General features: G+C 60.2%; 20 protein-coding genes. 8 read left to right on the top strand and 12 right to left on the bottom strand.

The window, feature by feature from the left end; all coding sequences use genetic code 11:
- Positions 1–113 precede the first annotated feature (113 nt).
- Entirely contained in the window at positions 114–1574 is a 1461-nt protein-coding gene (gene mltF, locus CXF97_RS16155) for a membrane-bound lytic murein transglycosylase MltF (protein ID WP_101159342.1), read from the top strand.
- 127 nt (positions 1575–1701) lie between these two features.
- Here the strand turns inward: mltF and pdxJ are convergent, their stop codons facing one another.
- The 8 genes from pdxJ to lptF all read right to left on the bottom strand — a co-directional run bounded on the left by pdxJ (position 1702) and on the right by lptF (position 10107).
- Positions 1702–2445 (bottom strand): pyridoxine 5'-phosphate synthase, encoded by a 744-nt coding sequence (gene pdxJ / locus CXF97_RS16150; protein WP_101159341.1) that lies wholly within the window; start codon positions 2443–2445, stop codon positions 1702–1704.
- Positions 2446–2484: 39 nt separating this feature from the next.
- Complete coding sequence (recO, locus tag CXF97_RS16145; protein ID WP_101159340.1) at positions 2485–3174, bottom strand: DNA repair protein RecO; 690 nt, start codon at positions 3172–3174, stop codon at positions 2485–2487.
- A gap of 169 nt (positions 3175–3343) precedes the next feature.
- The gene (era, locus tag CXF97_RS16140; protein WP_003221935.1) at positions 3344–4246 is read right to left on the bottom strand and encodes a GTPase Era; all 903 of its coding nucleotides are present in this window, start codon (positions 4244–4246) and stop codon (positions 3344–3346) included.
- On the bottom strand, positions 4239–4928 hold the full coding sequence (rnc, locus tag CXF97_RS16135; RefSeq protein ID WP_024011703.1) for a ribonuclease III: 690 nt from the start codon (positions 4926–4928) through the stop codon (positions 4239–4241). Before rnc ends, era begins: the two co-directional genes overlap by 8 nt.
- A 169-nt stretch (positions 4929–5097) precedes the next feature.
- On the bottom strand, positions 5098–5952 hold the full coding sequence (lepB, locus tag CXF97_RS16130) for a signal peptidase I (protein WP_101159339.1): 855 nt from the start codon (positions 5950–5952) through the stop codon (positions 5098–5100).
- A gap of 9 nt (positions 5953–5961) precedes the next feature.
- A complete protein-coding gene (gene lepA / locus CXF97_RS16125) occupies positions 5962–7758 on the bottom strand; it encodes a translation elongation factor 4 (RefSeq protein ID WP_016771564.1) in 1797 nt (598 codons plus the stop codon).
- Between the two features lie 173 nt (positions 7759–7931).
- Entirely contained in the window at positions 7932–8993 is a 1062-nt protein-coding gene (lptG, locus tag CXF97_RS16120; RefSeq protein WP_101159338.1) for an LPS export ABC transporter permease LptG, read from the bottom strand.
- Entirely contained in the window at positions 8986–10107 is a 1122-nt protein-coding gene (lptF, locus tag CXF97_RS16115) for an LPS export ABC transporter permease LptF (protein WP_101159337.1), read from the bottom strand. The genes lptG and lptF overlap by 8 nt, the downstream gene beginning before the upstream one ends.
- A 576-nt stretch (positions 10108–10683) precedes the next feature.
- On the opposite strand from lptF, the gene CXF97_RS16110 reads away from it, so the two are divergent.
- From CXF97_RS16110 to rlmF, 5 genes are all read left to right on the top strand, one after another.
- Positions 10684–12174, top strand: coding sequence for a leucyl aminopeptidase (locus tag CXF97_RS16110; protein WP_101159336.1), 1491 nt, complete (start codon positions 10684–10686; stop codon positions 12172–12174).
- A gap of 57 nt (positions 12175–12231) precedes the next feature.
- The gene (locus CXF97_RS16105; protein WP_101159335.1) at positions 12232–12660 is read left to right on the top strand and encodes a DNA polymerase III subunit chi; all 429 of its coding nucleotides are present in this window, start codon (positions 12232–12234) and stop codon (positions 12658–12660) included.
- An 8-nt stretch (positions 12661–12668) separates the two neighbouring features.
- Entirely contained in the window at positions 12669–13058 is a 390-nt protein-coding gene (locus tag CXF97_RS16100; protein WP_101159334.1) for a DNA polymerase III subunit chi, read from the top strand.
- 201 nt (positions 13059–13259) lie between these two features.
- Positions 13260–16106, top strand: a complete 2847-nt coding sequence (locus tag CXF97_RS16090) for a valine--tRNA ligase (protein WP_101159333.1) — start codon at positions 13260–13262, stop codon at positions 16104–16106.
- A gap of 128 nt (positions 16107–16234) precedes the next feature.
- The gene (rlmF, locus tag CXF97_RS16085) at positions 16235–17254 is read left to right on the top strand and encodes a 23S rRNA (adenine(1618)-N(6))-methyltransferase RlmF (RefSeq protein ID WP_101159332.1); all 1020 of its coding nucleotides are present in this window, start codon (positions 16235–16237) and stop codon (positions 17252–17254) included.
- A 195-nt stretch (positions 17255–17449) separates the two neighbouring features.
- Here the strand turns inward: rlmF and CXF97_RS16075 are convergent, their stop codons facing one another.
- Positions 17450–17731 carry an HU family DNA-binding protein gene (locus tag CXF97_RS16075; RefSeq protein ID WP_003221909.1) on the bottom strand — a complete coding sequence of 94 codons (282 nt, stop codon included), beginning with the start codon at positions 17729–17731 and terminating at the stop codon, positions 17450–17452.
- 485 nt (positions 17732–18216) lie between these two features.
- On the opposite strand from CXF97_RS16075, the gene yejK reads away from it, so the two are divergent.
- Both yejK and CXF97_RS16065 read left to right on the top strand, forming a co-directional pair.
- The gene (yejK, locus tag CXF97_RS16070; RefSeq protein WP_016771572.1) at positions 18217–19221 is read left to right on the top strand and encodes a nucleoid-associated protein YejK; all 1005 of its coding nucleotides are present in this window, start codon (positions 18217–18219) and stop codon (positions 19219–19221) included.
- A complete protein-coding gene (locus CXF97_RS16065) occupies positions 19221–19571 on the top strand; it encodes a glutaredoxin family protein (protein ID WP_101159331.1) in 351 nt (116 codons plus the stop codon). Before yejK ends, CXF97_RS16065 begins: the two co-directional genes overlap by 1 nt.
- A gap of 84 nt (positions 19572–19655) precedes the next feature.
- Here the strand turns inward: CXF97_RS16065 and CXF97_RS16060 are convergent, their stop codons facing one another.
- The 3 genes from CXF97_RS16060 to CXF97_RS16050 form a co-directional block, all read right to left on the bottom strand.
- Complete coding sequence (locus CXF97_RS16060) at positions 19656–20591, bottom strand: glutathione S-transferase family protein (protein ID WP_101159330.1); 936 nt, start codon at positions 20589–20591, stop codon at positions 19656–19658.
- 84 nt (positions 20592–20675) lie between these two features.
- Positions 20676–20978, bottom strand: coding sequence for a GIY-YIG nuclease family protein (locus tag CXF97_RS16055; RefSeq protein ID WP_101159329.1), 303 nt, complete (start codon positions 20976–20978; stop codon positions 20676–20678).
- Positions 20979–21018: 40 nt separating this feature from the next.
- The gene (locus CXF97_RS16050) at positions 21019–21489 is read right to left on the bottom strand and encodes a nuclear transport factor 2 family protein (protein WP_101159328.1); all 471 of its coding nucleotides are present in this window, start codon (positions 21487–21489) and stop codon (positions 21019–21021) included.
- Positions 21490–21531: the final 42 nt, after the last annotated feature.

Below are 21531 nucleotides of genomic sequence, written 5' to 3'. Positions count from 1 at the left end.
AAGTGCCCTGAAGGCCCGTTCTCAAGGTATTTCGCGCGAATTTGTGATCGCTAGCAGACTCGTCCTACGCTGTCGAGATATGGCGCCCGTGGCCGTTTGCGTATACTGCGCAGATGTTTTTCCCAACGGCTTTGCGTCCGCGATACGCCAAATGGCTGATCGCAACCGGACTCTTCCTGATGCTCGGTGGTTGTGTTGATAAACCCAACACACTCGAGCGCGTAAAGGAGGACGGTGTGCTGCGGGTGGTTACCCGCAACAGCCCCGCCACCTACTTTCAGGATCGCAGCGGTGAAACCGGCTTCGAATACGAGCTGGTGAAGCGTTTCGCCGACGATTTGGGCGTCGAATTGAAGATCGAGACCGCCGACAATCTCGACGACCTGTTCAATCAGGTCGGCAAGCCGAACGGCCCGGTGCTCGCGGCCGCCGGTCTGGTCAGCAGCGATGAACGCAAGAAGCAGGTGCGGTTCTCCCATTCCTACCTTGAAGTCACCCCGCAGATCATCTACCGCAACGGCCAGTCGCGCCCCACCGATCCGGTGGATCTGGTCGGCAAGAAGATCACCGTGCTCAAGGGCAGTACCCACGCCGAGCAACTGGCCGAACTGAAGCAGAAATATCCCGGCATCGAGTACGAAGAATCCGACGCAGTTGAAGTGGTCGATCTGCTGCGCATGGTCGATGAAGGCCAGATTGACCTGACGCTGGTCGACTCCAACGAAGTGGCGATGAACCAAGTGTACTTCACCAATATCCGCGTAGCTTTCGACCTTGGTGACGCGCGCAGCCAGAGCTGGGCGGTTGGCCCGGGCGAAGACAACAGCCTGCTCAATGAAATCAATGCGTATCTGGACAAGGTTCAGAAAAACGGCACCCTGCAACGCCTGAAAGACCGCTACTACGGCCATGTCGATGTACTCGGTTATATGGGCGCCACCACTTTTGCCCAGCATTTGCAGCAGCGTCTGCCGAAATACGAACAGCACTTCAAGAACTACGCGAAGAAAGAGAAAGTCGACTGGCGCCTGCTGGCGGCCATCGGCTATCAGGAATCGCTGTGGCAGCCGACGGTGACCTCGAAAACCGGCGTACGCGGCCTGATGATGTTGACCCAGAACACCGCGCAGGCGATGGGCGTGTCCAACCGCCTCGATCCCAAGCAGAGCATCATGGGCGGCGCCAAGTACCTGGCTTATATGAAGGATCAGCTCGACGATTCGATCCAGGAACCGGACCGCACCTGGTTCGCCCTGGCGGCGTATAACGTCGGCAGCGGCCATCTGGATGACGCACGCAAGCTGGCGGCGAAGGAAGGCTTGAATCCGGACAAGTGGCTGGATGTGAAAAAGATACTGCCGCGCCTGTCGCAGAAGCAGTGGTACAGCAAGACCCGCTACGGTTACGCCCGCGGTGGCGAACCGGTGCACTTCGTGGCGAACATTCGTCGTTACTACGACATCCTGACCTGGGTGACCCAGCCGCAGCTTGAAGGCGATCAGGTGGCCGAGGGCAACCTGCATGTGCCGGCGATCGACAAATCGAAACCGGCGCAGGAACCTGCCCCGCTCTAACCAACACTTCAAATCCAACTGTGGGAGCGGGCTTGCTCGCGAATGCGCGGTGTCAGTCGACATCATCTTTGGCTGACCCACCGTTTTCGCGAGCAAGCCCGCTCCCACAGTTGTTACGCGCTGACCTTTAAACCTTGGCCGCGGCCAGGATCAGGGCTTTCATCTCGAACACGGCGGACTTGAACCCTACGAACAACGCATGCGCCACCAGCGCGTGGCCGATATTCAGTTCGTTGATGCCCTTGATCGCCGCCACTGCTTCGACGTTGTGGTAATGCAGGCCATGTCCGGCATTGACGATCAGGCCCTGAGCCAGACCGAACGCGACGCCATCAGCGACGCGCTTGAGCTCTTCGGCCACTTCGGTGGGAGTGTCGGCATCGGCGTAGCGCCCGGTGTGCAGTTCGATCGCCGGCGCACCGATGCGCTTGGAGGCGGCGATCTGCCGCTCGTCGGCGTCGATGAACAGCGATACTTCGCTGCCGATTTTCGACAACCGCTCCACCGCAGCCCTGATGCGTTCCTCCTGTCCCGCCACATCCAGGCCACCTTCAGTGGTCAACTCCTGACGGGTTTCCGGCACCAGACAGATATGCGCGGGGCGAATACGCTCGGCAAACGCCATCATTTCTTCGGTGACGCCCATTTCGAAATTCATGCGCGTTTGCAGCACATCCTTGAGCAGCAACACGTCGCGTTCCTGGATGTGCCGGCGATCTTCGCGCAGGTGCACGGTGATGCCATCGGCCCCCGCCTCTTCTGCGTCCAGCGCCGCCTTGACCGGATCCGGGTAGCGCGTGCCACGGGCCTGACGCAGGGTGGCGACGTGGTCGATGTTCACGCCAAGAAGAATGCGATTGCTGGTGGTCACGAGTGCGCTCCTGAAGGGAAGAATTCGGCGCACAGCATATCAGGGCTTGCGAAACAGCTCGCGACTGACAAGCGGACGCCCGCCCAAATGGACTGCCAGCGCCTGGCGCATCAGACGCTTGGCCGCCGACAGCGCACCGTGCGCCGACCAGTCGGCCTCGGCCATGGCCAGCAGTTCAGTGCCGTTGAACAGGCCTGGCTGCAACAGATAAACCCGCTCGAGCCCGGCATCGACTTGCAGGCGATAGAGACCGTCCGCAGCAACAGGATCGCCATGTATGTCTGTATTCATGGAAAAACCGTAGCCAAGATCATCCAGCAGCCGCCACTCGAAGGAGCGCAACAATGGCTCAAGCGGTCGGCCTTCGGCGAGCGCCAACAGGGTCGCGGCATAGTGATCAAACACCGCAGGATGCGGATCCTCGGCAGGCAGCAGGCGAATCAACAGTTCGTTGAGATAGAGACCGCTGAACAGCGCCTCGCCGTTGAGCCAGGCGGAGGTGCCAGAGCTCTCCATGCGCCCGACGTTTTTCAGCTCACCCTTGCCACGGAACTCGACCTCCAGCGCCACAAACGGTCGCGCCAGCGTCCCGGCCTTGCCCCGCGCACTGCGCAACACCGCCCGCAGCCGCCCTTGTGGCGTGAGGAAGTCGACCAGAGCACTGGATTCGCGGTAGGCGCGCGAATGCAGGACGTAGGCGGATTGGGCGGGAGGCGGGTTTTGCGACATTGAGTTCTCGATGAAGAAACGCATTCCTGAGTCAACATAAACCCAATGTGGGAGCGGGCTTGCTCGCGAAGGCGGGGTATCAGTCGAAGAATGTATCGACTGATACCCCGCCTTCGCGAGCAAGCCCGCTCCCACAAGGGTTCTCTGGTGTATGAGAAAACCGGGACTGTTACAGGTCGCCATACCCCAGCGAACGCAGCGCGCGCTCGTCATCGGACCAGCCACCTTTCACCTTGACCCACAGGTTGAGCATGATCTTGGAGTCGAACAGCAGCTCCATGTCCTTGCGCGCTTCGGTGCCGATGCGTTTGATGCGCTCGCCCTTGTCGCCAATGATGATTTTTTTCTGGCCGTCACGCTCGACAAGAATCAGCGCGTGGATGTGCAGGGTCTTGCCCTGCTGCTTGAACTCTTCGATTTCGACGGTGATCTGGTACGGCAGCTCGGCGCCCATCTGGCGCATGATTTTCTCGCGCACCAGTTCGGCGGCAAGGAAACGGCTGCTGCGGTCGGTGATCTGGTCTTCCGGGAAGAAGTGATCATTCTCCGGCAGGTGATCGGCGATGACCTTTTCCAGCGCGTCGAGGTTGTGCCCGTGCTGCGCGGAAATCGGGATGATCTGCGCGTTCGGCAGCTGTTCCTGCAACCAGCTCAGGTGCGGCATCAGCTCGGCTTTGTCTTCGATGCGATCGGTCTTGTTCAGCGCAACGATCAGCGGGCCAGTGACGTATTGCACGCGTTCGAGGACCATCTGGTCTTCTTCGGTCCACTTGGTGCGGTCGACCACGAAAATCACCACGTCGACGTCTTTCAACGCTGCCGAAGCGGTTTTATTCATGTAACGGTTCAGGGCCTTTTCGCCGCCCTTGTGCATGCCCGGGGTGTCGACGTAGATCGCCTGCACGTCGCCCTCGGTCTTGATGCCGAGCATGTTGTGGCGCGTGGTCTGCGGCTTGCGCGAGGTGATCGCGAGTTTCTGCCCGAGGATGTGGTTGAGCAACGTCGACTTGCCGACGTTGGGACGGCCGACGATGGCAACGTAGCCACAGCGAGTTGCGTTTGTATCAGTCATTGCCATTCTCCACGCCCAGGGCAATCAATGCTGCGGCGGCCGCTACCTGTTCGGCAATACGACGGCTCACGCCTTGACCTCGGCTTTTTTCATTCAATAAGACCACTTCGCACTCGACGAAGAAGGTTCGGCAGTGCGGTTCGCCCTGGATATCTACAACTTCGTAGCGTGGCAGTTCGCAACCGCGCGATTGCAGATGTTCCTGCAAGCGGGTTTTCGGATCCTTGTTGGTATCGACCAGCGTCAGGCCTTCGAATTCGCCGGCCAGCCAGGCCAGCACGCGCTCGCGGGCGACGTCCATGCCGGCGTCGAGGTAGATCGCACCGATCAGGGCTTCGAGGGCATCGGCGAGGATCGATTCACGGCGGAAACCACCGCTCTTGAGCTCACCCGACCCCAGACGCAGATAATCGCCGAGGTCGAAACCGCGAGCCAGTACGGCCAGCGTCTCACCTTTCACCAAGCGCGCGCGCAAACGCGACAACTGGCCTTCGCGGGCCAGCGGGAAACGATCGAACAGCGCCTCGCCAGCGACGAAGTTGAGGATGGCATCGCCGAGGAATTCCAGACGCTCGTTGTTGCGTCCGGCAAAACTGCGGTGCGTGAGGGCCAGCAGCATCAGCTCCTGATCCTTGAAGGTGTAACCGAGCTGGCGCTCGAGACGGCTTAGAGAAACGCTCACGGTTTACCCACGCTGAGTTCGTGGCTGGTTTCCACTGCCATCGCCGGGGTACGGCGCAGGCCTGGGACAATTAACGCTGTGTTCAAAAAATAGATCCTGGCGATTGCGAAGCCGATTGTGCCGGCTCCAGAAATGCATTCGGCGCTGTGGTCAACAGCGCCGTGTTTGATTACTTGATCAGGCCGACCCGCGAGAAATTCGGCAGGTGGCTGAGTTTCGGCTCCGGCCAGCTCATCCAGACCGCGAAGGCCTTGCCGACGATATTGCGGTCGGGAACCATGCCCAGCAGGTCCTTGGGAATGTTCGGATCATCCCAGTAACGGCTGTCGTTCGAATTGTCGCGGTTGTCGCCCATCATGAAGTAGTGCCCGGCAGGCACTGTCCACGAACGATCCGGCGTGGCGCGATAGCGGCTCATTTCCTTGCGGATCAGGTGCTCGGCGGCGCCCAGCTTCTCTTTGTAGAGTTCAGCGCTGCCCAGCGTGCCCGGTTCGGCGCCGACCATTTTCTCGGCAATCGACTCACCGTTGACGAACAGACGCTTGTCGGCGGTGTAACGCACCGTGTCACCCGGCAGGCCGACCACACGCTTGATGTAGTTGACGTTCGGGTCGCTCGGGTAGCGGAACACCATGACATCACCGCGCTGCGGATCACCGACTTCGATGATCTTCTTGTCGATCACCGGCAAGCGGATGCCGTAGGAAAACTTGTTCACCAGAATGAAATCGCCGACATCCAGGGTCGGTTTCATCGAGCCGGACGGAATCTGGAACGGCTCCACCAGGAACGAACGCAGAACCAGCACGATGAACAGCACAGGAAAGAACGACTTGCCGTATTCGACCAGCAGCGGCTCTTTGTTCAGCTTCTCGACCACCACAGGCTCGGGCTGGCTGACACTGCCTTGATACGAGGCAATGGCAGCCCGCCGACGCGGTGCCAGGAACAGCAGATCAAGCAACGCCAACAGGCCGCAGACGAACACGGCGATGACCAGCAACAGCGGGAAATTTAGCGACATAGGACCTGATTATTCCAACCTGAGCACGGCGAGGAAGGCTTCCTGTGGAATTTCCACGTTGCCGACCTGTTTCATGCGTTTCTTACCGGCCTTCTGCTTCTCGAGCAGCTTCTTCTTACGACTGACGTCACCGCCGTAGCATTTGGCCAATACGTTCTTTCTGAGCGCCTTGACGGTTGTCCGCGCCACGATCTGACCACCGATGGCGGCCTGGATCGCCACGTCGAACATCTGACGAGGAATCAGTTCTTTCATCTTCTCGGTCAACTGGCGACCTTTGAAGTGCGAATTGTCACGGTGCACGATCAATGCCAGGGCATCGACCTTGTCGCCGTTGATCAGCACGTCCAGTTTCACCAGATTAGCCGATTGGTAACGATCGAAATGGTAGTCCAGCGAAGCATAGCCGCGGCTGGTGGATTTGAGACGGTCGAAGAAGTCCAGGACCACTTCGTTCATCGGCAGGTCGTAGGTGACTTGCACCTGATTGCCGAGGAACAGCATGTCGACCTGAACACCGCGTTTCTCGATGCACAGGGTGATCACGTTACCCAAGTGTTCCTGCGGTACGAGGATATTGGCGCGCACGATTGGCTCGCGCATGTCCTCGATCGCCGACACGTCCGGAAGCTTCGACGGGTTGTCGACGTAAATCGTTTCACCGGTTTTCAGCACCAGCTCGAAAATTACCGTCGGCGCGGTGGTGATCAGGTCCAGGTCGTACTCGCGCTCGAGGCGCTCCTGGATGATCTCCATGTGCAGCATGCCGAGGAAGCCGCAACGGAAGCCGAAGCCCAGGGCGTCGGAGCTTTCCGGGGTGTACTGCAACGAGGAGTCGTTCAGGGTCAGCTTCTGCAGCGCTTCGCGGAAATCCTCGAAGTCATCGGAGCTGACCGGGAACAGACCGGCGTAAACCTGTGGCTGAATGCGTTTGAAGCCCGGCAGCACCGGCACGTCCGGCGTGGAGCTCAGGGTCAGGGTGTCACCGACCGGCGCACCGTGAATGTCCTTGATGCTGGCGATGATGAAGCCCACTTCGCCGGCCTTCAGATCAACGGTGGCGGTGTGTTTCGGGTTGAACACGCCGACGCTGTCGACCAGGTGCACCTTGCCGGTGGACTTGACCAGAATCTTGTCGCCCTTCTTCACACGGCCGTGGCGCACGCGTACCAGGGAAACAACGCCCAGGTAGTTGTCGAACCAGGAGTCGATGATCAACGCTTGCAGCGGATCTTCGATGTTGCCGGTCGGCGCAGGGATGGTGTGCACCAGACGCTCGAGCACTTCGTCGACACCCAGGCCGGTCTTGGCGCTGCAAGTAACGGCGTCGGTGGCGTCGATGCCGATGATCTTCTCGATCTCGTCCTTGACGCGATCCGGCTCGGCCTGTGGCAGGTCGATCTTGTTCAGGACCGGCATGACCTCCAGGCCCTGCTCGATGGCGGTGTAGCAGTTGGCCACGGACTGGGCTTCGACGCCCTGCCCCGCATCGACCACCAGCAAGGCGCCTTCGCACGCGGCCAGGGAACGGCTGACTTCGTAGGTGAAGTCGACGTGGCCCGGGGTGTCAATGAAGTTCAGCTGGTAGGTGATGCCGTCTTTGGCTTTGTAATAGAGGGTAACGCTGTGGGCCTTGATGGTGATCCCGCGTTCACGCTCAAGATCCATGGAATCCAGCACCTGGGCTTCCATTTCACGCTCGGCCAGGCCGCCGCACATCTGGATGAAACGGTCAGCCAGCGTCGACTTGCCATGGTCAATGTGGGCGATGATGGAGAAATTGCGGATATGACTCAAATCACTCACGGATCAACACTCAAAAAGGCTGCAGGCTTGGCCCGCCGAAAAATAGCCGGGAATTGTACCTGATACACGGCGCAAGCGTCACGTTCGCCTGTCACCCGGATCGCATGCAAAAACGCCCCGGTCTGGCGACCGAGGCGTTTTCTGGGTTCAAGCGCTGAATGAAAGCTTGTTCATCAGCCCGCGCGTCTGAGCAGCCAGACGCCCGCCAATGCGCAGACTGCGGCCGGCACCAGCACCGCAAACAGCGGCGAGAAACCGAACACCAGACTCGATGGCCCCAGCAGATCCTGGACGATGCGGAAGGTGAAGCCCACCAGCACGCCGGTGAAAACACGCTGGCCCAGGGTCACCGAACGCAGCGGGCCGAAGATGAACGAGATCGCCATCAGCACCAGCGCGGCGGTCACCAGCGGTTGCAACACCTTGACCCAAAATGCCAGCCAGTAGCGGCCATTGCTCAGGCCCTGCTCGGCCAGATAGTGGATGTAGCCCCACAGACCGCTGATCGACAGCGATTCCGGCGCCATGACCACAGTGCTGAGCAGTTGCGGGCTCAACGCCACGTCCCATTCTTCGCTCGGGGCATTGACGACTTCAGTACTACGGTCCTTGAACAGCGTGGTGGCAACGTCGGTGAGCTGCCACTTGCTGCCGTCGAACTCGGCCTTTTTGGCGAAGCTGGAGCTGAGCAGATGGCGCTCCTTGTCGAAGTGATAGCGCGTCACGCCGTACAACAGACCGTTCGGCTGAACCGCGTTGATGTGGATGAATTCTTCACCCTGACGGTGCCACATGCCGTGCTTGGCGCTTTGCGCGTCGCCGCTGCCCTGGGCCAGCGAGCGATTGGCCTGCGCCATGCTCTCGGTGGCCGGGGCGACGTATTCGCCGATCAGCACGCCGGCGAGCATCAACACCAGCATCGGCTTCATGACGGCCCAGACGATACGGCCGATCGACACGCCAGCGGCGCGCATGACCGTCAGCTCACTGCTGCTGGCCAGACTGCCGAGGCCGATCAGACAGCCGATCAGTGCGGCCATTGGCAGCATCTCGTAGAGCCGGCGCGGTGCGGTCAGCAATACAAAACCGAGCACGTCGATCAAAGTGTAGGTGTCGCTGACGTCGCCCATTTCATCGATGAAGGCGAACAGCGTCGCCAGGCCGAGGATGATTGCCAGCACGGCGATGATCGCCATGAACACGCTGCTGCCGATGTAGCGGTCGAGTTTAACCACGAGCCACCTCCAGCGCGGCGCTGCGACGGCTGGCCAGCTTCAGGCGCATCGGCTCCCAGTAAAGCAGGCCGAGGCCGATGACCAGGAAGATCGCGTGTACCCACCACAGGCCGAGGGCTGGCGGGATCTTGCCTTTTTCGAGGGCGCCGCGGGCGGCAATCAGGATGGTCAGGTAAGCCATATAAAGAAGGATCGCCGGCAGCAGCTTGAGGAAACGCCCCTGACGCGGATTCACCCGCGACAGCGGCACCGCCATCAGGGTCACGATGAACACCAGCAAGGGCAGGGACATGCGCCATTGCAGTTCGGTTTTCGAACGGATGTCGTCGCTGCCCCACAGGGACGAGGTCGGCATCGCGTCGCGGTCGGTGACCTCTTCGCTGACATCCGGCTTGGGCAGCAGCACACCGTAGGTTTCGTAATGAATGGCGCGGTAATCCGCCTGCCCCGGGCTGCCGTCATAGCGGTAGCCGTTGTCGAGGATCAGGTAGCGATTGCCATCGGGGCGGATTTCCTGGCGGCCCGACTCGGCGACCAGCACGGAAATCCCGCGGTCCTTTTTATCGGCGCCAAGGTTTTTCTGCGAGATGAACACGCTGCCGAGATTGACCCGATCGTCGCTCAGGGTTTCGGTGTAGGTCACACGGGTTCCGTCGCGCAGCGCCTGGAAGCGGCCCGGTTCGAGAGTGTCGAACTCGGTGAGCGCGTCCTGCTTGTTCAACAGCAGCTGAAACTGGTTGGCGCCCTGCGGAGCCAGGCCGAGGCTCAGCCACGCCACCACCAGTGCCACCAGCGTTGCCGGAAACAGCGTCATGCGAAACAGCTTCTGCTGGCTCATGCCGGTGGCCGAAAGAACGGTCATTTCGCTTTCGAGGTACAGGCGACCGTAGGCCAGCAGGATCCCGAGGAACAGGCCCAGCGGCAGAATCAGTTGCAGGAAACCCGGCAGACGAAAGCCCATGATCAGGAACAGCGAACCCGGATCGAGCTGACCGGCCGCAGCCTGCGCCAGGTATTTGATGAAGCGACCGCTCATGATGATGACCAGCAGCACGGCACTTACGGCGCTGAGGGTCAACAGGACTTCGCGGGACAGATAACGGAAGACGATCAAACCAGACACTCCAGGGTTGTCAGGCTAAGGCGGCCAAACAAGCAAACACATCGACCGGCCCGCCATGCAGAGCGGTCGAAAAAAGATGCGGCATTATCCTGTGATTGGGTGCGCCTGTCACTGCGCACACTCATCCATCTCGGTAATCCTTTGCTTATCGTACAACCTAGGGGGCGTTCTCAATTAGTTTTCACACCGCGCCGAGTCTGCTGTTGTGCAGGGCAAGGCGCGAGAAGCGTGGTTTGGTCATTCCAAATAAGCTTCGAGCAACGCAGCCCTGCACAACAGCAGGCCCGGCCCTTCGGGTTGTGCCTTAAAGCCGGCCAGTCTGCGTTGCAGGCCTTGGAAAGGGAACAACCATTCCCAGCGGCCTGCGCCTTGCCTGGCTGGCTTTAAGGCGACAACGCGGTGTGAAAACTAATTGAGAACGCCCCCTAGGGTTGTCAGGCGCGGGGAGCGAGGTTCAAACTGCGGCCCTTGTCGCAGGCTTTGGCCTGCGCCTCTTCTATCTATAAGCAGGCGATTGCGGACAGCGTCGAACGCCTGCGTGTTGACCATTCATTCAGGGATCCGGACATGGAACTGGTTGTAAAAAGCGTTAGCCCAGAAACGTTGAAAACCGCCACCCTGGTGGTTGCCGTCGGCGAAGGCCGCAAACTCGGTGTCGCCGCCAGACTGGTCGACGAGTCGAGCGGCGGTGCGATCAGCACCGTGCTCAAGCGCGGCGACCTGGCCGGCAAGGTCGGTCAGAGCCTGCTGCTGCACAGCCTGCCGAACCTGAAAGCCGAACGCGTGTTGCTGGTCGGCGTGGGCAAGGACGAAGAGCTGGGCGACCGTCCGTTCCGCAAAATCGTTGCCGGCATCCTCAACACCCTCAAAGGCCTGGGCGGCGGTGATGCCGTGCTGGCGTTGGATGAAGTCATCGTCAAAGGTCGCGACAGCTACGGCAAGACCCGCCTGCTGGCAGAAACCCTGGTCGACGGCGGCTACACCTTCGACCAGTTCAAGAGCCAGAAAGCCGAACCGCGCGCCCTGAAGAAAATCACCCTGCTGACCATCAAGGCTGCGCAAGCCGAAGTGCAGCGCGCCGTGAACCACGCTACCGCGATCGCCAACGGCATGGCGTTCACCCGCGATCTGGGCAACCTGCCGCCGAACATCTGCCACCCGACCTTCATGGGCGAACAAGCCAAGAACCTCGGCAAAGAATTCAAGGATCTGAAAGTCGAAGTGCTCGACGAGAAGAAGATCAAGTCTCTGGGCATGGGCTCGTTCTATGCCGTTGGCCAGGGCAGCGCTCAGCCGCCGCGCCTGATCGTCATGCAATTCAACGGTGGCAAGAAATCCGACAAGCCATACGTGCTGGTCGGCAAGGGCATTACTTTCGACACCGGCGGGATCAGCCTGAAGCCGGGCGCCGGCATGGACGAAATGAAATACGACATGGGCGGCGCCGCCTCTGTGTTCGGCACCCTGCGCGCCGTGCTCGAGCTGAAACTGCCGATCAACCTGGTCTGCATCCTCGCCTGTGCCGAGAACATGCCGAGCGGCAACGCCTCGCGTCCGGGTGACATCGTCACCACCATGAGCGGTCAGACCGTGGAAATCCTCAACACCGACGCCGAAGGCCGTCTGGTGCTGTGCGATGCGCTGACCTACGCCGAGCGCTTCAAGCCGCAAGCGGTGATCGATATCGCGACCCTGACCGGCGCTTGCGTCGTCGCCTTGGGCGCGCACACGTCTGGCCTGCTGGGCAACAACGACGAGCTGATCGACCAATTGCTCAGCGCTGGCAAGGCTGCCGACGACCGCGCCTGGCAATTGCCGCTGTTCGATGAGTACCAAGAGCAGTTGGACAGCCCGTTCGCCGACATCGCCAACATTGGTGGCCCAAAGGCCGGCACCATCACTGCCGCGTGCTTCCTGTCGCGTTTCACCAAGAACCTCAACTGGGCGCACCTGGACATCGCCGGCACGGCATGGACCAGCGGCGGCAAGGACAAGGGCGCCACTGGCCGTCCGGTTCCGCTGCTGACCCAGTACCTGCTCGATCGCGCCAAAGCCTGAAACCGCTGAAAGGTGGCGTCACTCTCGGGTGTCGCCACTTGCCGCTCTGGAACCGCAATGACCAAAGTCGACTTCTATATCCTGCCCAGCGCCGATCCTTCGGCGCGCCTGGATTTTGCCTGCAAGCTCACCGAGAAGGCCTGGCGCATGGGCCACCGCATCTACCTGCATTGCAGCGATGCCGCCCAGCGTGACGATCTCGATGCGCGTCTGTGGGCATTCAAGGGTGAAAGCTTCGTGCCCCACGGCCCGGCCGACAGTGAGCCCGACGGCTTGATCGTGCTGGGACTTGGAGACGACTGCGGTGAGCATCAGGATCTGCTGGTCAATCTTGATCTGAAAGTCCCGGCCTTCGCCAGCAAGTTCGCCCGTGTGGCGGAAATGGTGGTCGAAGATCCGGCCATTCGAGCGGCGGCGCGGGAGAGTTTCCGTTTCTATCGCGAACAGGGCTATGCTCTGCAAGACCACCGTTTACAGCGACTCTGAGCACTCCAATGGACACTCCGAAACCGCAACAGAAGTCCGCACATCTGCTGGACGACCTCGAATCGATCCGCCAGCTGCTCGGCGACGACAACCTGCAACCGCCGCTGTTGACCGATACGGTCGATGACAGCGAACAGGAACAGATTCCGATGCTGTTCGATTCCGTCGGCAATCAGCCGGCGGCCGTCGAGCCGCCACCAGCGCCGACCCCAGCCGCTCCGGCTGCCGCACCGGTCGATAAAGGCCCGGATGCCTTGCTGCACCTGGACAGCGAACTGCGCGCCGCCGCGCAATTGATCATGCAAGACGTGATCGACGACTTCGCCCCGCACATCGAAACCGAAATCAAACGCCGCCTCGATGCGCGGATGGAGCGGCTGCTCAGCCAGTACGAGTAACAACAAATCCAATGTGGGAGCGGGCTTGCTCGCGAATGCGGTAAGTCAGGCGACACGCCGGTGACTGATACACCGCATTCGCGAGCAAGCCCGCTCCCACAGTTGAAACGCACACTATCCTCCCCCCGCTCGCCCTCGGCACCATGCCCCGCTATACTTGCCGGCTTTTCCTGAATAAATGCCAATAGGGTCCCGCCGCGCATGGATAAGACCTACCAGCCGCACGCCATTGAAACTTCCTGGTACAAGACCTGGGAGTCCGAGAACTACTTCGCCCCGCAAGGCGCGGGCGAGTCCTACACCATCATGATCCCGCCGCCGAACGTCACCGGCAGCCTGCACATGGGGCACGGTTTCAACAACGCGATCATGGACGCCTTGATCCGTTTCCGCCGCATGCAGGGTCGCGACACGCTGTGGCAGCCAGGCACCGACCACGCCGGTATCGCCACGCAGATGCTGGTGGAGCGCCAACTCGAAGCCCAGGGCCAGAATCGCCACGATCTGGGCCGGGAAAAATTTCTTGAGAAAGTCTGGGAGTGGAAGGATCAGTCCGGCGGCAACATCAGCCGGCAGATCCGCCGCCTCGGCTCGTCCGTCGACTGGAGCCGCGAGCGCTTCACCATGGACGACGGCCTCTCGGAAGCGGTCAAGGAAGCCTTCGTGCGCCTGCATGAAGACGGCCTGATCTATCGCGGCAAGCGTCTGGTCAACTGGGACACCAAACTGCACACGGCGATTTCCGACCTCGAAGTGGAAAACCACGAAGAGAAAGGTTTCCTGTGGAACCTAAAATACCCATTGGCCGACGGCGTGAAAACCGCCGAGGGCAATGACTTCCTGATCGTCGCCACCACCCGCCCGGAAACCATGCTTGGCGACTCAGCCGTCGCGGTTAACCCGAACGATGAGCGTTACAAGGCCCTGATCGGCAAATTTGTCGAGCTGCCATTGGTTGGCCGCCGTATCCCGATCATTGCCGACGATTACTGCGATCCCGAATTCGGCACCGGTTGCGTGAAAATCACCCCGGCCCACGATTTCAACGACTACGAAGTCGGCAAGCGCCACAACCTGCCGCTGCTGAACATCTTCGACAAGAACGCCAACGTGCTGCCTGCCGCACAGGTGTTCAATCTCGATGGCACGCTGAACGACAGCATCGACGGCAAGATTCCCGCCGAGTTCGCTGGTCTGGAGCGTTTTGAAGCGCGCAAGCAGATCGTCGCCGCATTCGACGCCGCCGGCCTGCTCGTGAGCGTCAACGATCACAACCTGAAAACGCCGAAGGGCGATCGCTCCGGCACGGTCATCGAGCCGTGGCTGACCGACCAGTGGTACGTATCGACCAAGCCTCTGGCCGAGCCGGCGATTGCTGCCGTTGAAGACGGTCGCATCCAGTTCGTGCCCAAGCAGTACGAAAACATGTACTTCTCGTGGATGCGCGACATCCAGGACTGGTGCATCAGCCGTCAGCTGTGGTGGGGCCACCGGATTCCGGCCTGGTACGACGAATCGGGCAAGGTCTACGTCGGTCGCGACGAAGCCGAAGTGCGTGCCAAGCACAACCTCGGCCCGGACGTTGCGCTGCAACAGGACAATGACGTACTCGACACCTGGTTCAGTTCCGGCCTGTGGACCTTTTCCACCCTCGGCTGGCCCGAGCAGACCGAGTTCCTGAAGAAATTCCACTCCACCGACGTGCTGGTCACCGGTTTCGACATCATCTTCTTCTGGGTTGCCCGGATGATCATGATGACCATGCACCTGATGAAGAACGAAGACGGCACGCCGCAGGTTCCATTCAAGACTGTGTACGTACACGGACTGGTGCGCGACGGTCAGGGGCAGAAGATGTCCAAGTCCAAGGGCAACGTACTGGACCCGCTGGACATTATCGACGGCATCGATCTCGAGTCGCTGGTGCAGAAACGCACCTCCGGCCTGATGCAGCCGAAACTGGCGAAGAAGATCGAGAAGCAGACCCGCGAAGAGTTCGCCAACGGCATCGAAAGCTACGGCACCGACGCCCTGCGCTTCACGTTCTGCTCGCTGGCCTCGACCGGTCGCGACATCAAGTTCGACATGGGTCGCGTCGAAGGCTATCGCAACTTCTGCAACAAGATCTGGAACGCCGCGCGTTACGTTCTGGACAAGGGCGAAGACTGCGGTCAGAACGGCGAAGCCTACGAGCTGTCGCTGGCTGATCGCTGGATCATTTCGCAACTGCAACGCACAGAAGCCGAAGTGACCCGTCAACTGGATCAGTTCCGTTTTGACCTGGCCGCGCAAGCGTTGTACGAGTTCATCTGGAACCAGTACTGCGACTGGTATCTGGAATTGTCCAAGCCAGTGCTGTGGGACGAGAACGCGCCAGTTGAGCGTCAGCGCGGCACTCGCCGTACGCTGGTGCGCGTGCTGGAAGTGGCGCTGCGTCTGGCGCATCCGTTCATGCCGTTCATCACTGAAGAAATCTGGCAGCGCATCGCGCCGCTGGCCGGTATTCAGGGCAAGACGATCATGCTGCAGCCTTGGCCGGTGGCCAATGAAGAGCGCATCGATCCGGCGGCGGAAAACGACATCGAATGGCTCAAGGAACTGATGCTCGGCACGCGTAATATTCGCGGCGAGATGAACATCGGCCCGGGCAAACCGCTGCCGATCTTCCTGAAGAACGTCAGCGCTGAAGACCAGCGTCGCCTGACCGAGAACGAAGCGCTGCTGAAGAAGCTGGCGCGTCTGGAGTCGATCACCGTCCTCGCCGCTGGCGAAGAAGCACCACTGTCCGCCACCGCACTGGTCGGCGAGATGGAAGTGCTGGTGCCGATGGCCGGCCTGATCGACAAGGCTGCGGAACTGGCACGTCTGGACAAGGAAATCCTGCGCTTGCAGGGCGAAGTCCAGCGGGTTGGCGGCAAGTTGTCCAACGCCGGTTTCGTCGACAAGGCCCCGGCCGAAGTCATCGAGAAGGAGCGCGCCAAACTGGCCGAGGCTGAACAGGCCCTGGGCAAACTGGCCGAGCAGCATGCGCGGATTGCCAGTCTGTAACGGCAAATCGCACTGAAAAGGGAGGCCCAGGTGGCCTCCCTTTTTTATGTCCACCACATCTCGGCGTATTCGACGTCAATGTGGGACAATGCCTGCCACTTTCAGCCATACCCGAATCGACCACGCCCATGACCGCCCCCCGCACACCCAAACCTGCGCGCAAGAAGCCTGACGCCGCGTCCCCGAGCAAAGCCGTCGAGCCACGCGAAAAGGCCAGCCTGCATCCGCGCAATCGCCATCAGGGTCGTTACGACTTCCCGGCGCTGATCAAGACCACGCCGGAACTGGCGAAGTTTGTGATCACCAACCCGTACGGCAAGGAAAGCATCGATTTCGCCAGCCCCGATGCGGTGCGCGTGTTCAACAGGGCGCTGCTCAAGGCCTTCTATGGCATTCAGCATTGGGATATTCCGGCGGATTACCTCTGCCCTCCGGTTCCGGGGCGTGCCGATTACGTGCACTTTCTCGCCGACCTGCTGGCGAGCATGAACGACGGCAAGGTCCCGCGTGGCGCGATCGTCAACGTGCTGGACATCGGCATGGGCGCCAACTGCGTTTATCCGCTGATCGGCAACAGCGAATACCGTTGGCACTTCCTCGGTTCGGAGATCGACCCGACAGCCGTGGCGGCCGCCCGCGCCATCGTGCAGTCCAATGATTTGAGCAAAGTGATCCAGCTGCGCCAGCAGGAAAACCGCAAGCACATCCTCATTGGCTTGCTCGAGCCGGGCGAGCGCTTCGACCTGACCATGTGCAACCCGCCGTTCCACGCTTCAATGGAGGAAGCGACCAAGGGCAGCGAGCGCAAGTGGCGTGCTCTGGGCAAGGCCGATCCGAAACGCAAGCTACCGGTGCTGAACTTCGGCGGGCAATCGGCGGAGCTGTGGTGTGAAGGCGGCGAAGCGCGCTTTGTGACGCAACTGATTGCCGAGAGCGCCAACTTCCAGCACAAGGTCTTGTGGTTCAGCACATTGGTGTCGAAGGCATCCAACCTGCCGGCGATCGAAACCGCGCTGAAGAAAGCGGGTGTGCTGGAAAGCCAAGTGGTGGAGATGTCACAGGGGCAGAAGCAGAGCCGCTTTGTCGCGTGGACCTTCCAGACCAAGTCCGAGCAGCAGATCTGGCGGCGTGAGCGCTGGGTGCGCTAAATGATGCAAAACTACATGTGGGAGCGGGCTTGCTCGCGAATACGGGAGGTCAGTCAATAAACATGTCGACTGACACTCCGCTTTCGCGAGCAAGCCCGCTCCCACTTTGGCCCAGCGATTCAGTCGCCAAATAACAGACACAAAAAAACCGTGCCCAGGATCACTCCGAAGCACGGTTTTTTTTATCGCTGCGTCTTACTTGTTCACAGCGTCGGTCAGGCCTTTGGCCACAACCAGCTTGATCACTTTCTTGGCAGGGATTTCGATGGCAGCGCCAGTCGATGGGTTACGGCCAGTGCGGGCAGGACGCTCGGTCACTTTCAGCTTGCCGATACCTGGCAAGGTGATTTCGCCGCCGTTTTCCAGCTGATCGGCAACGATTTGGCCCAGTTGGTCCAGAGCGTTACGCGCGGTGGTTTTCGGCGCGTCGATAGCTTCAGCGATGTCGGCGATCAGTTGGTCTTTAGTAAGAGCCATGTAGTGTTCCTTCCCTATCAAATTCATATGGATTGCAGAGTGCAGTGTCAGCCATCGAGCCCGATCTTCTGGATCTGGCACCCTCGGCGATAACCACGACGAGTCGGGTTATAGATGCCGAAATCAGGGTTTGGTTCGACCTGACAAATGCTGAATGCACGCTTAACGCAGTGACTTCGCGTAAGACCGGGCAAAACTAGCACAGCGACAAGGAAATATCCGCTTCTAGCTACCCATTTGGTCAGCTTTATTGCGCTAAACCGGTAAAAAACCGCATAAGGCCGGCCTCTTGCCCCGGTTTCACCCTTCAAGCCTCTGTAGGAGCTGCCGAAGGCTGCGATCTTTTGACTCTGATTTTTCAAAAACCCGATCAAAAGATCGCGGCCTTCGGCAGCTCCTACGCAGAGCCTCCACTAGAGATTCGGGTACACTGAGCGCTTTTTCGGGGGAGCCTGCCCTCCTCCCTTCCAACAGCCGAGAAGCCCATGCCGATCCGTCATTGCATCGTCCACCTGATCGACAAAAAACCCGACGGCACGCCCGCAGTTCTGCACGCCCGTGACTCCGAACTGGCCGAGTCCGCAGCCATCGAAAACATGCTCGCCGACCTCAACGAAAGCTACAACGCCAAACAGGGCAAAGCCTGGGGCCTGTTCCATCCCGAATCCGGCGCGTTCCCGTTCAGCGGCTGGCTGAAGGAATACATGGACGGCGGCCGTGACTTCACCGCGTTCAGCAAAGTGGCGGTCGAGCATCTGCAGAAGCTGATGGAAGAATCGAACCTGTCGGTCGGCGGCCATGTGCTGTTCGCGCATTATCAGCAAGGCATGACCGACTACCTGGCGATCGCCTTGCTGCACCACAGCGAAGGCGTGGCGGTGACCGACGAGCTCGACGTGACACCGTCGCGCCATCTCGACCTTGGCCAGTTGCATCTGGCAGCGCGGATCAATGTCTCCGAGTGGCAGAACAACAAGCAGTCGAAACAGTACATCTCATTCATCAAGGGCAAGAACGGCAAAAAGGTCTCGGAGTACTTTCGCGACTTCATCGGCTGCCAGGAAGGAGTCGACGGTCCCGGCGAGACGCGTACGTTGCTCAAGGCGTTCAGTGACTTCGTCGAGAGCGAAGACCTGCCGGAAGATTCGGCCCGCGAGAAAACCAAGACCCTGGTCGATTACGCCAGCAGCCAGGCCAAGCTCGGCGAGCCGATGGGCCTGGAAGAGCTCTCGGAGCTGATCGACGAAGAACGCCCGAAAGCTTTCTACGACCACATTCGCAACAAGGACTACGGCCTGTCGCCAGAGATTCCGGCAGACAAACGCACCCTCAATCAATTCCGCCGTTTCACCGGTCGCGCCGAAGGTTTGTCGATCAGCTTCGAAGCACACCTGCTGGGTTCGAAGATCGAGTACGACGAAGAGAACGGCACCCTGATCATCAAAGGCTTGCCGACCTCGCTGACCGATCAGTTGAAGCGGCGCAACTGATGCTCGCCAATGTGCTGAAAAAGGTCGCCCTGGTGCTGCTGGTCGTTGTGGTCTACCAGAACTGGGGCAAGATCGAGCGCCTGATCGACCCGTCGCAAATGGTCTCGGAACAGACACGGGCGCAGGCTAACGTCGTGCTCTACGCCACCGATTGGTGCGGCTATTGCAAACAGACCACACGCTTTCTCGACAGCAAGGGCATACCGTTCAAGGAGTTCGATATCGAGAAGGACGCCGCAGCGCGCAAAGCGTATGAGGCATTGGGTGGGCGCGGGATTCCGCTGATTGATGTGAACGGCACGTTGATTCGCGGATTTGACCCGGACGAAATCCTGGCTGCCCTGAAATAAACGTCGAGATCAAAAGATCGCAGCCTTCGACAGCTCCTGCACAAGTCTCACGCAGGCTCTGCCGCAGGCTGCGATCTTTTGCTTTTAGCTGGCTTCGATGCGGAAACCAAAGCGCGGGAAGTGCACATGCACCACGCCGCCACGTTCGTCTTCGCGGCGAATGATCAGCTCTTCGCTCCCGGAAAACAGCAACTCACCGACCACCGGATCGACGCCGTAATCGATAGCGGCAATCGCCACTTGCTGGCCCGCCTTGAAGCCGTTCGGATCGACGAACTGCTCATCTGGCAATGCCGCTGGCGTCGCGTTACGCGCGACCTCCAATGCCTCGGCGGACGACATCTCGCTCGCCGCGCCATGGCCAAAGCCAAGCACACGCCCAAGCCAGGCGACAACAGCCGGATACTCATCGACCAGTGGTGCGGTCACATGGGTCGCCTTGAGGAACCACAGCGGATGCGCCAGCGCGAAGTCGGCAATCGACGGCTCGCCGAAGAGGAAATCGCCCTGCTCGCGCTGCAACTGTTGTTCCAGTCGCGCCATGATCGTCGGCCATTGATGTTTGGCCTGCTCCGCGCTCAGGCGCGTTGCGCTGCCTCCGCTGAATAACCCGGCGCGGTCGGCGATAAACGCCTTGATCGCTTCCGGGGGCAACTTGCCGAAGCGCACTGCGACCGATTCCGGCTGGAACACCAGGCTCACGGCGTGCTGAAACACCACCGAATCGGCCCACGCCGCAAAACTGGCGCTGGTCATTTCCTGTCCCTCGGGGAAAAACGCCGGCAGGGCTTTTTCCTGTTCCAAGCGTCGAGCGATCAGGGCGGTGTCGCAATAAATGTCAGCACCGACCTGCAACACCGGGGTTTTGCGATAGCCGCCGGTCAACGCCGTGAGATCAGGCTTTGGCATGACCGGCGAAATATGCACCGAACGCCAGGACAAACCTTTGAAGCCCAGCAGCAGCCGAGCCTTCTCGGCAAATGGAGAGGTCGGGTAATGGTGCAGAATCAACTCGGACATGCTCGGCTCCGCCGCTGGAAAAGTGAGTTCGCAGCTTAGCGCGCATTTGATTAGCAGCCTACAGATCTGCCTGATGGGAACCAATCAGTCAGATTGATAAGACGCGACCAGGCATTCCTTGGCGCTCTTGCGCAGCTTTTTGATCAGCCGTTCCTGTCGCAAAGCATCACTTTTGTCGCGGCACAGTTCGGTGTAGACCAGCGCCATCGCCGGGCTGGAAAGAAAGAACCGCGCGCCCTTGCCGCTCTGGTGCTTGGCGAAACGCCGCGCCGGGTCGTCGCTGATTCCGCAATACAACGAACCATTGGCGGCACGCACGAGGTAGACGAACCAGGATTTGCTCACTGGCTCGGCAGCATCCACGGGTTTTTCGCTAAGGCTGGTCACTTCGGGATCTGAACATGTAGGAAAACAGGCGGCGATCTTATCAGCGCCCGGCCTGAAATGCCTTCAGTCCCTTGCGCGCCTGGGCACGCACGGCGTTGCGCACCAGCGGCGTCCAGCCCAGCAGCAAGCCTTTGAAACCCAACGCCTGACGCGACCAGCGCCACAGATCGAAGTGGTCGTGGTGCTCGCAGATCTTGCCGTCGCGCAAGACGAAACGCGCCTGAATATCGTTGATCACAATGTTGCCGGTCTGGCTGAAGAGATACGTAGCCACCCAATGCGCGCCGCCTGTGCGCTCGTTGGCGCGGACGTTGTCGAAGGTCAGGGAGAAATCCCTGGCGCGGGTGGTGAGCATGCGCCACATGTCGCCGGCGTCGCGACCGCGCAATTCACCGAAGGCCGGATCGCTGAAAACCACGTCATCGGTGTAGCAGGCGGCCATGGCTTCGGCATCAAGGCGCTGGAAGGCTTCGTAGAAGCGGGTGATCAGGGCGCTGTGGGCTTCGCTCAAGGCAATCTCCAAAGAAATATATACAGATTGCCAGCACGATAA

The sequence above is a fragment of the Pseudomonas sp. Choline-02u-1 genome, assembly GCF_002836515.1.
Lineage (GTDB): Bacteria > Pseudomonadota > Gammaproteobacteria > Pseudomonadales > Pseudomonadaceae > Aquipseudomonas.
The sequence above is the reverse complement of the archived record's forward strand: the minus strand, read 5'-3'. Positions and strand labels throughout refer to the sequence as shown.